Source organism: Flavobacterium columnare (assembly GCF_014844295.1).
GTDB classification, from domain to species: domain Bacteria; phylum Bacteroidota; class Bacteroidia; order Flavobacteriales; family Flavobacteriaceae; genus Flavobacterium; species Flavobacterium columnare.
The window spans coordinates 468746-480979 of the sequence record NZ_CP054494.1 but is presented as its reverse complement, the minus strand read 5'-3'; the positions used below and the strand labels follow the sequence as shown (position 1 = coordinate 480979).

At 29.9% G+C, this 12234-nt stretch carries 12 protein-coding genes and 1 pseudogene; all 13 read left to right on the top strand.

What is annotated here, in order from left to right:
- The first annotated feature begins 1 nt into the window (after position 1).
- The 13 genes and pseudogenes from HUE53_RS02295 (at position 2) to HUE53_RS02235 (ending at position 12193) form a co-directional block, all read left to right on the top strand.
- Positions 2–727 carry a hypothetical protein gene (locus HUE53_RS02295; RefSeq protein ID WP_065213135.1) on the top strand — a complete coding sequence of 242 codons (726 nt, stop codon included), beginning with the start codon at positions 2–4 and terminating at the stop codon, positions 725–727.
- Positions 728–902: 175 nt separating this feature from the next.
- Complete coding sequence (locus tag HUE53_RS02290) at positions 903–1457, top strand: REP-associated tyrosine transposase (protein WP_192188671.1); 555 nt, start codon at positions 903–905, stop codon at positions 1455–1457.
- Positions 1458–2084: 627 nt separating this feature from the next.
- Positions 2085–4205: a hypothetical protein gene (locus HUE53_RS02285; protein ID WP_065213144.1), complete on the top strand. Its 2121-nt coding sequence runs from the start codon at positions 2085–2087 to the stop codon at positions 4203–4205.
- A complete protein-coding gene (locus tag HUE53_RS02280; RefSeq protein WP_065213145.1) occupies positions 4205–4936 on the top strand; it encodes a hypothetical protein in 732 nt (243 codons plus the stop codon). The genes HUE53_RS02285 and HUE53_RS02280 overlap by 1 nt, the downstream gene beginning before the upstream one ends.
- A gap of 165 nt (positions 4937–5101) precedes the next feature.
- Positions 5102–5272 (top strand): hypothetical protein, encoded by a 171-nt coding sequence (locus tag HUE53_RS02275; RefSeq protein ID WP_155761334.1) that lies wholly within the window; start codon positions 5102–5104, stop codon positions 5270–5272.
- Between the two features lie 5 nt (positions 5273–5277).
- Entirely contained in the window at positions 5278–5979 is a 702-nt protein-coding gene (locus tag HUE53_RS02270; protein WP_065213146.1) for a hypothetical protein, read from the top strand.
- 177 nt (positions 5980–6156) lie between these two features.
- A complete protein-coding gene (locus tag HUE53_RS02265) occupies positions 6157–6312 on the top strand; it encodes a hypothetical protein (protein ID WP_155761332.1) in 156 nt (51 codons plus the stop codon).
- 5 nt (positions 6313–6317) lie between these two features.
- A complete protein-coding gene (locus tag HUE53_RS02260; protein ID WP_192188670.1) occupies positions 6318–7067 on the top strand; it encodes a hypothetical protein in 750 nt (249 codons plus the stop codon).
- Between the two features lie 227 nt (positions 7068–7294).
- A pseudogene (locus HUE53_RS02255) lies at positions 7295–7468 on the top strand (REP-associated tyrosine transposase); the annotation flags it as partial.
- A gap of 496 nt (positions 7469–7964) precedes the next feature.
- Positions 7965–8660 (top strand): hypothetical protein, encoded by a 696-nt coding sequence (locus tag HUE53_RS02250; protein ID WP_192188669.1) that lies wholly within the window; start codon positions 7965–7967, stop codon positions 8658–8660.
- 8 nt (positions 8661–8668) lie between these two features.
- Positions 8669–9973 (top strand): endonuclease V, encoded by a 1305-nt coding sequence (locus HUE53_RS02245; RefSeq protein ID WP_192188668.1) that lies wholly within the window; start codon positions 8669–8671, stop codon positions 9971–9973.
- Entirely contained in the window at positions 9970–10482 is a 513-nt protein-coding gene (locus tag HUE53_RS02240) for an endonuclease V (RefSeq protein WP_014165048.1), read from the top strand. The genes HUE53_RS02245 and HUE53_RS02240 overlap by 4 nt, the downstream gene beginning before the upstream one ends.
- A 403-nt stretch (positions 10483–10885) precedes the next feature.
- On the top strand, positions 10886–12193 hold the full coding sequence (locus HUE53_RS02235; RefSeq protein ID WP_081278994.1) for a C40 family peptidase: 1308 nt from the start codon (positions 10886–10888) through the stop codon (positions 12191–12193).
- The last annotated feature ends 41 nt before the right edge of the window (positions 12194–12234 follow it).

Here is a 12234-nt window from a genome sequence, read left to right as displayed (position 1 = left end):
GATGAGTATAAATATTGAAAAATTAGTTAATGCAATTTATAGCTATTACAATGAGCACGCATACAAAAGAATTAATGTAGAATATCTATTTACAGAATCGGGAAGCTATAAGTTTTTTGTCAAATATATTATGTCTTCGGGAGATGTAGTATCAACTACGAAAAGTCCGAGACCAATTGATGATGAAATAGAAGTAATATCTGAATATTTTGATAAAACAATTAATACAGTAGAGAGATTTAATAAATTTCTGATTGAAATAGATAATAATAAGAATTTTTCAGAAAAGCATTTTTGGGATGAAGGTAAAGAGAAACAAGATTTATTAGACTATGCTGAAATTTTTTTTCAATGGGCAAATGACAGAATGATGTCTATGATATTTGAGTATGAGAAAGATAATAATTTGCTGCTAACACAATATGATAATGATGGAGATTTAGAATACTTGAGTTCTTGGGATCGTGGAGTGTTTACTTTTTACATTAATGAAAATAATGAATTAGAGTATAAAATAGTCCTTATCAAAGATGAAGTTGAAAGAGTCTTGGAAATGCCATTGAAGGATTATTTTATCGAAGGTGTTTTAGAGCATCATAAAATAACAAATACTGAACTTTTAGATGTTTGGAAGCCTTGGAATACATTAATAATTAGGTCTCCCCACACCGGAATACCGTACGATAAAGTGGATGAATATGTAGAATATAAAACTGTTATGTCCTAAAAAAGTATCTTATCCCGATCGCTCGGATTTACACAATCCAAATCTAAACGTCTAGTTTTCAACGAAACAGTTAGCGCAGAATTGTATTCTGTGCCCACAAAGACAAGAAAATAAACTAAAAAAACACAATTTATAATTGTGTTTTTTTAGTTTTGTAGTAAATAGTATATAAGCCATGTCAACAAAATACAAAGCCACTACAACAGAAGATTGCTATTTCATTACCATTACAACTGTAGGTTGGATAGATGTTTTTACAAGATTAAATCAAAAGCAAAATATCATAAGCGCATTACAATACTGCCAATCAAACAAAGGTTTGGAGATTTATGCCTATTGCATTATGTCAAATCACATACATATACTCTGTAAAGCTACAGCAGGATTTATACTAAGTGATGTTATTCGTGATTTCAAAAAATTCACTTCCAAGAAAATTATTCAAACTATAATCGATGAACCTGAAAGCAGACGCGAATGGATGTTGGATTATTTTAAAAAATCTTGTGAACATTTAAAAAGACATCAAACGTATAAAGTTTGGCAAGATGGATATCACGCAGAACATATTTTTAGCAATAAATTTATAAAACAGAAATTAGAGTACATTCATTTTAATCCTGTAAAAGATAAGATTGTCGATTTACCTGAGGATTATTATTTTAGTTCTGCAAGAAATTATGTAGGTTTAGAAAATGATCTAGAAGTGATACTTTTATATTTGTTTTGAAAGCCAATAGGAGTGGGCACAGAATGCAATTCTGCGCTAACTGTTGCGTTGAGAAATATGTTGAGTAGATCTGAGCGATCGGGGATTTATGCCTATTGCATTATGTCAAAATCCCGATCGCTCGGATTTACACAATCCAAATCTAAGCGTCTAGTTTTCAACGTGGCAGTTAGCGCAGAATTGTATTCTGTGCCCACAAAGACGAGAAAATAAACTAAAAAAAACACAATTATAAATTGTGTTTTTTTAGTTTTGTAATAAATATTTAGATAAGTCATGTCGACAAAATACAAAGCCACAACAACAGAAGATTGCTATTTCATTACCATTACAACTGTAGGTTGATTTACCTGAGGATTATTATTTTAGTTCTGCAAGAAATTATGTAGGTTTAGAAAATGATCTAGAAGTGATACTTTTATATTTGTTTTGAAAGCCAATAGGAGTGGGCACAGAATACAATTCTGCGCTAACTGTTGCGTTGAGAAATATGTTGAGTAGATCTGAGCGATCGGGTTTTTAGAGCGACTCTCAGAATTAGATCTTAATTATTTTGCTTATAAAGACGAAAAAACAAGTATTAGTGATCAGGGAGAGATTAGTTTTGAAATAGAATGGACTACATTTATGCTTAGTCATGGAAGTGTAAAATATGAAAATTTAAAACCTTTTACTATATTAAAAACTATTTTAGAGAATGATGAAGCCATATTAAATGCTAAAAAGGGTGATGTTGTTTATCTACCGGCTTTCTTTATGTCTTATTTAGTACATGAAAAATTTAAGAGAGAGGCTATTGATGCGGTTAACGTAGGAATTATATTAGGAACACTTGGGTCTGGCGCCATAGCTCAAGGTGGAGCAACTGGTGCATGGGCTACATTTGATATGGCATATGCAGCTACTGCTCTTACTGTTGATAGCTTTAGAAATCAAATTTCTACTACTTCAGAAGGGAAAGTTTTCTTAGCTGGCTGGGAGACTTTTAACAAAGCATTTGTGTTATATGCCGCATTAAAATTATCAGTAGCCACATTTGAAGGTACAGTAAATACTTTTAAAAATGTATGGAATACATATAAAAGTTCTAAAGGTTACATAAATTTTAAACAACTTAATCCTGCTGCGGCAACAAGATTAGAAGAAGAAATTACAGTATTATTTAATGAAGCCACTGCGAGTGTTAATAGCGGAAAAACATTACAAGTATTTGAAAATACCGCAGGAGGAATTAAGTTTACACCTAATACTACAGGAACAGCTGTGTCAGTAGAAAATGGAGCATTGACAGTGATTAAAAATTGTACAAAAGAAGGAAAAATAAGTAGTACCTACAATTCACCTACGTTTTCAAACTCTTTTGATGGAAATGCAGCATTAAAATTGGATTTGTATCCAGAACTTAAACTTGTGACTAATGCAGAAACTAAAGTGATACAAATGCCTAAATCAAACACTGCTACAGGTTACATTGAAGCAAGTGAAAATGCAACTAATTTAATTTCTTATAATCTTAATTATTACAAAGGAATACAAGGGACCATACAACTTATTATTGCAAGAGAACAATCAGCCACTGCTAAACCACAGGTTGTATATGCAGCTCCAGAAACTGCTAAAAAGCTTAAAGAAAAAGAAGAAAACAATGGAAAGTGTACTATATACGATAAATTTGGACAACCTACCTGCTATAAGTTCAAAGCTTTATTGACTGAAACTAATGATAAATCTGGAGTTGATAAATTATACAATGGATTGCTACAAACTAATGTGAATGCCGTAGTTGATGGTGTGATCGCTTTAAATACTGATGCAAAAGTATTTTTAAATGATATTCAACAAACAAATGCTACCATTTCGGGTAAAATACCACAGTATAGTAAGAATACTATAGCTATATGGGATGTATTATATGATAATAAAAAGCAATTTGCTAGAAAAGATTGGACAACAATAGTAGAATTGAATAAGTTGAATAATGAAGTACGTACTCAAATCATTAAATTTTCAGATGCCACAAATACCTCTAGTACCTTAAAAGAATTCACCGCAGATTTAGAAAAAGTTAATGGTTTTTCTGATTTTCTAAACAAGCACCCTCAGTTCGCTCGTGGTTTTGTTGGTCACAAACAAGACCCTCTTTATAAAGCAGAAGATTATGAGTTGCTTACTCCTGAATCTATAGAGGAAATACCATTAGATACTAATCTAATAACAACTATTAATGATTGGTTAAAGTATTCGAAAGAAGATGCAAATAGGAGAAATTACTTTAAGATGGGTAAAGACTTTGAAAACTATATTATAAGTAAACTATCTTCTCCAGAATCTTTGGAATATAAAGCATTAGAACAAAAAATTCCAGATTTATCAGAACGATCTATCTATACACAAGTATATTTTTGTATTAATGGAGATCAAACAGGTAACTGTACCAATGAAGGCGATTATTTTATAGCAGATTTTGTTTTTGTTAGAGAAATAAAAGATGATATTACAGGAGAGGTAAAATTAGATGCAAGAATAGCCGATACTAAGCTATCTGTGAATACAGATTTTACTAAGAATCAGAAAGAAGCATTCTTAAAGCCTTTATATTTACGGTCCACAGATAGGACTCCTATAAATGGTAAGAAAATAGAACGCTTTAATAAGCCTGCTCTTATACAGAACAAACAGCCTTTTATCAAAATCTACAGTGGAGGTTCTGCTACAAGTTTTGGAGGCGTAAAAATTAATGGAGAATAATGAAAAAACAAATAAAAGAACTCAATCATAATCTTACGCAAAATGTTAATTTTTCTTCCTACGGATTTTCCTTATATGAGGAAGATGAAGTAGACTTTGCCTATAAATATCAACGGAAGGAAAACGATAAGATAGACAAGATAACATATTCGTTTGAAAAAGATAAATGGAGAGAAAAATCTTCCTTATCATCTATTGGTTTTGGAATTGTTTTTCCTATAATCAATACAATAATAGAAAATATAGAATTTGAAGAAAAATTTTATTCTCCAAAGGATGAGTATACGGTAATTCAAATCCCTAACTATGATAAAAAAGTTGACTACTATAGCAATTTAATTGGCAGTACAAGTATTATAGAAAACAAGGAAATAAATTTCCAGCACTATGAATATGTAAAATCGGAATTTATAAATCAACTAAAGGAAAATGTTTTGCCTTTTTTCTCTAAATTCCAATCCTTACAAGATATAAACGATAAAATACTTGAGAAAGAAAAATGGCAGGATTGGAGTAACTATATATTCGGCAAAACTTATTTTAAAGCAATGATTATCTTAAAATTGGCAGGCAATGAAAAAGGTTATCAAGAATTTACTGCTATGTACATTTCAAGAATAGAAGAGGGCATAAAAAATGGGAGAGATGATTTGCAACAATATTTAGATGATGTTATTAGATTACATCATTATCTTGAAAGTGGAGCCTATAAAAATTTGTTAAAAGAGTAAAGATAATGATCGAGCTATTAAAATAAACTGTACCAATGAGGGCGATTATTTTTATTTGTTAAGGAAATAAAAGATGATATTACAGGAGAGGTAAAATTAGATGCAAGAATAGCCGATACTAAGCTATCTGTTAATACAGATTTTACTAAAAATCAAAAAGCAGCAATGAATTTATCAAAATATTATATTAGGTCAATCCCAACTGAATCAAGAAGTAATCCTATAAAAGGAAATCCTTTGCCTAATTTTCAAAAAGGGGCTTCAGTGTCTAAATCTGGCAGTTTTATTAAAATATACAGCGGTGGTTCTGCTACAAGTTTTGGAGGAATAAAATAGAATTTATGAACAATAAAATCGAACAAATACAACATAAAATATCTTATCTGATGGGCATAACTTCTTTAGGGTTTGAGCTAAACTCTTTTGAAGATTATTTTGCAATTTTCTTAAAGCCAAAAAAAGATATATCTTATAAAATCGTTTTTTCTCTTTTTCCTGTAAATGATAGAGTTTTTTTTAGCCAATTAAACTATAGTGTTATTTCGTTAAATGTTAACTCTTTGATGTCTTTTTTAGACAAAGGGTTTAATCTTTTGGAAGATACATTGATAGATAGAAAAGGATTTCATAACTCTCAAAAGATTAGGGAGGATATAAATATTCTGGTTTTACATAATACAGAAATTATAGAAAATAATATTTTAGTAGTAGGTGATATTTTTAAAAAATATTATTCAAACTATGCACTCCCTTTCTTTTCTGAATTCCAATCCTTACAAGATATAAATGATAAAATACTTGAGAAAGAAAAATGGCAGGATTGGAGTAACTATATATTCGGCAAAACTTATTTTAAAGCAATGATTATCTTAAAATTGGCAGGCAATGAAAAAGGTTATCAAGAATTTACTGCCATGTATATTTCAAGAATAGAAGAAGGTATAAAAAATGGGAGAGATGATTTACAACCATACTTAGATGATGTAATTAGATTGCATCAATATCTTGAAAGTGGAGCCTATAAAAATTTGCTAAAAGAGTAAGGTAATGATTGAGCTACTAAAATAAACTATACCAATGAAGGAGAGTATTTTATAGCAGATTTTGTTTTTGTTAGAGAAATTCAGATCGGTAATACGATTGTTTTAAATATACGTGTAGCTGGTACAAAATTAAGTTCAAAGACTAATTTTACCGATAACCAGAAAAAAGCAAATGAGATGACTGATTTTTATGTAAAATCTATAAATAATGAAGCCTTGATAAAAGGAACCGTCATAAAAGATTTTGTTAAAGATAAAAATGTTAAAAAAACAGGAAAGATAACAAAGATATACAGTAACGGTATTGGTGGATACGGGAATATAACAGAGTAATAGATATGGAAATATTAAATAGTTTAGATAAAGAAATTGCATCTGGGTTATCAATTACTAAAAATGAATTCTCTCATTTATCTTATGATAAAAATTATAATATAGGTTTATTCTTTAGAGAAAATAAAAATAAGACAGATATTATCACCTATGGTTTTGGTTATGATTATAGAAAGTATAATCCTACAACTTTATGTAAAGAGTCATTCAGAGCGGGCATTCACTTCAAAGAAGTAGATAGGATTTTATATAGAATATTGGGTGGAAAAACAATTTCAAAAGACATCTTTTTTTACAGTAGTCATGAGGTTACTATAAAAGAAATTCTAGCTCCAGATATAACCACAGATACTCAGCATACTATAGTTTTTGCAGATAGTATAATAAAGGAAAAAGAATTAGAAAGAGTTGTTGCTGAAACAGATAGTTTTATTAATAGATATTATATTCCTTTTTTTTCTGAATTCCAATCCTTACAAGATATAAACGATAAAATACTGGAGAAAGAAGAATTTTCTAATTACTACAAGTATATTTTTGGTGAAACTGGTGCAAAGGTTTTAATAATTATGAAATTATGCAATAGTAACAAATACCAAGAATATAAGAAATGGTCAGACAATATTATTGCAAAACAGATTGCAGATCCAATGTATGAAGATTACAAAGATATTTTAATAAACCAACAGGCAACAATGGATAAACTTTATAATTATCTTGAAAGTGGAGCCTATAAAAATTTGCTAAAAGAGTAAGGTAATGATTGAGTTACTAAAATAAACTATACCAATGAAGGTGATTATTTTATAGCAGATTTTGTCCCGATCGCTCGGATTTATACAATCCAAATTTAAACGTCTAGTTTTCAACGCGACAGTTAGCGCAGAATTGTATTCTGTGCCCACAAAGACGAGAAAATAAACTAAAAAAACAGAATTATAAATTGTGTTTTTTTAGTTTTGTAGTAAATAGTATATAAGCCATGTCAACAAAATATAAAGCCACTGCAACAGAAGATTGCTATTTCATTACCATTACAACTGTAGGTTGGATAGATGTTTTTACAAGATTAAATCAAAAGCAAAATATCATAAGCGCATTACAATACTGCCAATCAAAGAAAGGTTTGGAGATTTATGCCTATTGCATTATGTCAAAACCCGATTGCTCGGATTTACACAATCGAAATCTAAGCGTCTAGTTTTCAACGTGGCAGTTAGCGCAGAATTGTATACTGTGCCCACAATGACGAGAAAATAAACTAAAAAAACACAATTTATAATTGTGTTTTTTTAGTTTTGTAATAAATATTTAGATAAGCCATGTCGACAAAATACAAAGCCACAACAACAGAAGATTGCTATTTCATTACCATTACAACTGTAGGTTGATTTAACTGTGGATTATTATTTTAGTTCTGCTAGAAATTATGCTGGATTAGAAAATGATCTAGAAGTGATACTTTTATATTTGTTTTGAAAGCCAATAAGAGTGGGCACAGAATGCAATTCTGCGCTAACTGTTGCGTTGAGAAATATGTTGAGTAGATCTGAGCGATCGGGGTTCTAAGCTATACCATTGCAAAACAAAAAGTATTTGTAGATGATTTTTCAGGTATTTCTGAAGGAGGAATGGCTATTTTGAAATCAAAAGTGCATTTAGTGGATTATTGGAAAGAAAATGGTGATTATTTTAAGACAGTAAAACCATATCATGGAAAAAATCATATTTCTTGGACAACAAATGTTGAAGCAATGAGAAATATGGGTGCTAGAGAGGCTGAATTAGCTAATGTCGTAGACCATATATTACATCGAAATATACATGAAAAAGATAATATTTTGCCACCTCATGGTCAAGATAAAAATGATTTTGATGCTAAAATAGTAGGCGTTGGCAATCTCACTTCAGGAAATATTGTTTTAAGATATAATAGGATAAAATTCAATGGGGAACCAATGGAAAAAAGTGATACAGCTTATAATAATTATACTAAAACATTACATCCATTTTTAAGAAGACATCTAGAGTATATGGATTTTATACGAAAAGATTGTTCTTATGGCAATGATGGCAATCTATTTGAAAAGCTGTATGGAGGACAAATTACAAAGAATAAAATTAATATGGCTCAAAGACCTGGTGTTCATACAGAAGTTCAAATATTAAATGAACTTATAGAAGGAAAAACTATTAATAGCGTTCAGGATATTCAAGCTTTAAATATTATGATAATAGTTAAAATCAAAGCTAAGAATTTTGAGAATTCTGATGATCATCAGCACATGTGTACTTGCCCACATTGCTTTTATATAACTCAAGGAGTTAATTTTATTAAAAATGAGTAAAATAGGTGATGGAAAAAATATATCCACAAAATAATTTCGAAAAGTTTATTATTGAGGGTGATAATGAATTTTTTAAAAATAATAATAGTTTATTTACAGGCATAAAGGAGACTTTTGTACAAGGGAGAAGTTTTTATGGAAGGGGTAAATTTTATTGTGATGTCCGTCACGGACTTTTTTTTTGTAATAGTCCAAATGAGGAAGGGTACATATCTAGAGATGTGTATATATATATATATGGGAAAATAAGATTTATATATTCATTTAAAATTCTTAATTCACTTACTAATAGCGATATTGATTTTATATATAATCTATATGAAGTGTCTTATGATGATTCAATTTTAATTGAGAATTTTTTTTGGAGAAACAATGAAAAAAAAATTAATGCTAGATTTGACGAACTTTTTTCAAGAGAAGACCTGAATTATGAAAAAATATTAAATGAGAATCAAAATATCCTAGATGAATATTTTGAAGTTCAATATGATCTATATAGTTTGAATACTTTTATTGATATGTCAATCGATAAAGTTAAATATACTAAAGTTATGAACGCATATTTAGTTAGTCAAGATATGCAGAATTATCTAGGAAAAGTAATTCCTGATACTTTCATGGAAAAGTTTGTATGGCAAGAAGAACAAATTGGTAAAACAATAAACGAGGATCAACTGCCAACTGATATACAATTTATTGGAGGAGTAACAGTAGCCTATCATGATATTACCCAAAAAATAGTAGCAGTCGTTACTGTTATGGATGTAAATAGTCAAGAAATTGTAGATCAAGCAATTTATATTGAGGACAAGATTACTATGCATATTCCAGATGTTTTTGGATTTAATGAAACAGAGTGGGCAATAAAAGCTTTTGAAAAATTAACTATACAACCCCAACTTATTTTTTGTGATGGACACGGTATAGAGCATCCTAAAAATATGGGCTTGGCAACTTTTTTGGGTATTCAACTGGATATACCTACTATTGGTTGCGCCAAAAAGCGTCTTGTAGGGTATTATAAAAAGGAAGATTTAGGGGATAAAAGAGCAGATCGTATAGAACTTATATTTGACCAAAAAGTAGTTGGAAAAGCCCTCCGAACAAAAGAAAATACAAACCCAATATATGTTTCTATAGGACATAAGATTTCTTTAGAGACAAGTGTAAATTGGGTGTTAGAAACAACGCAATCAACAAGACTTCCTTTTGTACTTGAAAAGGCAATTGAGATTGCTCGCCAACAGTTGCCAGAGCAATTCAGAATAGATTTTATGAACGATGAACTTAACCAATACGGAATTATAAAATGATACTAGCCATAGATGTATATTACGTAAACAACACAGCCAAAAGTGTTGGCGTGCTTTTTAATTGGGAAGATACAGAACCCACAGAAATCATTATAGATACAAAAGAAGGAATAGAAGAGTATGTACCAGGGGAATTTTATAAACGAGAATTACCTTGTATTGAAGCATTATTAAAAAAAATACCTTTAGAAAAAATAGAAATCATCATAATAGACGGCCATATTTACGTAGATGATTCTTTAAAATATGGTTTAGGAGGTTATGTATGGGAATTATTAGACAAGAAAATTCCAATTATAGGAGTTGCTAAAAATGCGTTTCATAGTAACAAATCAACGGTAGAACCTATATATAGAGGAGAAAGTAAAAAGCCGTTATATGTTTCTGCCATTGGAATTGAAATAGCAACAGCAGTTATTCATTTGCAAAATATGTACGGAGATTTTCGCATCCCATCTATATTAAAAGAATTAGATACCATCACTAAAATTCAAGATTACAAAAAATAATCTCATTCTGATGCTTATTTATGACAAGTGGTTTTTGAAAAAAGGATAAAGCAAAACACCTTAACTTATTGTTGTTAAAAAGTATAAAAAAGAAGTTAAGATTGGTATTATAAATGCAAAAAGTAGATCTTATTGTCAAATGGAGTTAAAAAATGAAAAATTTGCAATAGAAAAAATTGGATAGGTATGTGTAAAAGTAAAATCAGGAGCCAATGTTTCTAAATATACTCAAGAAATTAAAAATTTAGGATAAAACTTGGAGTACAGATATTATGCTTAAAAGACAAACGGAGTGTCTTTAAATTTTAAAAAAGTGTTAAATCTTAGAAAAAGACCAACTTTTATTATGTAACTTGCCAAACGAATAAAAAAGGGAAACCATCAATACACCTAAATTTAAATAATGAATTTTCAAAAAAAAGTTATATATAGTTTTTTATGGCTCTCAGTCAGTGTTTTTGGACAAGAAAAGATCAAGCACAAAGTAATGAGCGGTGAATCAGTTTATAGTATTGCACAAAAATACAATGTAAAGCAAAGTGAAATCATAGAACTGAATCCAAAAGCAAAAAAAACATTACAACTGAATATGGTTTTAGAAATACCTACTTCTAAAATGCAAAGTAAAGAAATTCAGGTTGTTATGGTAGGGCATGAGGTGTTGGCTAAAGAAACTTTATATAGTCTCTCCAAAAAGTACAACACAACCATAGAAAAAATAAAACAAGCAAATCCAAACATTGAATCTCAAGGATTAAAAATAGGAGAACAAATCAGTATACCAACAGCAAATGCTGATTTAGTCAATTTAACGACCGAAAAACCTAAAAAAGCCAAAAAAGAAGAAACAAAAAACGTACAAGAACCAATAGTTCTACCTAATTTAAATAATACAGTAGAATTAATACATGAAGTTCAAGCAAAAGAAACAAAGTACGGGATCTCAAGAAAATATGGTATTTCTATTACCGAATTAGAATCCTTAAATCCTCAGGTAAAAAATAATTTAGCGATAGGTGATAAATTAATTATAAAAACAAAATCAGTACCTGAAAATGTTTCAATAACAGTAGATACAAAATATCAAAATCCAACAAAAGAGGGAATAACATCTAAAGAAACGGGAACTCGAAAAGAAGTTGAATTAGCTAAATCCTCAGAAAACACAATGCCTACTTTGTCTAGAAACGGACAAATTAAAATTGTAGAAATAAAACCTCAAATAGAAGAGGAAAATACAGACGAACTAATTCTTGAATCAGAAGCTGTACAACCAGAAATGCCCATTACAGTAGTAGCTCCTTTGTCGGAAGAAAATAAGTCTAGAGCAGAACTATTAATTGCTAAAGCCTCTGAAAATATAGGCGCTCGATACCGTAGCGGATCTACAGGTAATGGAGGTTTTGATTGTTCTGGTTTAATGTTTGCTACATTTAAAAATATAGAAATGACTTTGCCCCGTTCGTCAAGAGAAATGGCACAACGAGCAGGTGTTCGTATTGATAGAAGTCAAGCCCAAAAAGGAGATTTAATTTTCTTTGCTACAAGAGGTAGAGGAGTAGGGCATGTAGGAATGATTACTGAAGTTATAGAGGATGAAATAAAATTTATTCATTCATCAACTAGCCAAGGAGTAATTATATCATCTACTAAAGAGCCCTATTATGCTAAAAGATTTGTTCAAATCAATCGCGTTTTACTAGATGAATAGTTGAACCATTCAACTATTGAACCAATTCTGTTATAAATAAT

Coding starts and splice junctions, on each gene's coding strand:
- HUE53_RS02295 (WP_065213135.1), top strand. CDS start 2: ATGAGTATAAATATTGAAAAATTAGTTAATGCAATTTATAGCTATTAC.
- HUE53_RS02290 (WP_192188671.1), top strand. CDS start 903: ATGTCAACAAAATACAAAGCCACTACAACAGAAGATTGCTATTTCATT.
- HUE53_RS02285 (WP_065213144.1), top strand. CDS start 2,085: ATGCTTAGTCATGGAAGTGTAAAATATGAAAATTTAAAACCTTTTACT.
- HUE53_RS02280 (WP_065213145.1), top strand. CDS start 4,205: ATGAAAAAACAAATAAAAGAACTCAATCATAATCTTACGCAAAATGTT.
- HUE53_RS02275 (WP_155761334.1), top strand. CDS start 5,102: ATGAATTTATCAAAATATTATATTAGGTCAATCCCAACTGAATCAAGA.
- HUE53_RS02270 (WP_065213146.1), top strand. CDS start 5,278: ATGAACAATAAAATCGAACAAATACAACATAAAATATCTTATCTGATG.
- HUE53_RS02265 (WP_155761332.1), top strand. CDS start 6,157: ATGACTGATTTTTATGTAAAATCTATAAATAATGAAGCCTTGATAAAA.
- HUE53_RS02260 (WP_192188670.1), top strand. CDS start 6,318: ATGGAAATATTAAATAGTTTAGATAAAGAAATTGCATCTGGGTTATCA.
- HUE53_RS02245 (WP_192188668.1), top strand. CDS start 8,669: ATGGAAAAAATATATCCACAAAATAATTTCGAAAAGTTTATTATTGAG.
- HUE53_RS02240 (WP_014165048.1), top strand. CDS start 9,970: ATGATACTAGCCATAGATGTATATTACGTAAACAACACAGCCAAAAGT.
- HUE53_RS02235 (WP_081278994.1), top strand. CDS start 10,886: ATGAATTTTCAAAAAAAAGTTATATATAGTTTTTTATGGCTCTCAGTC.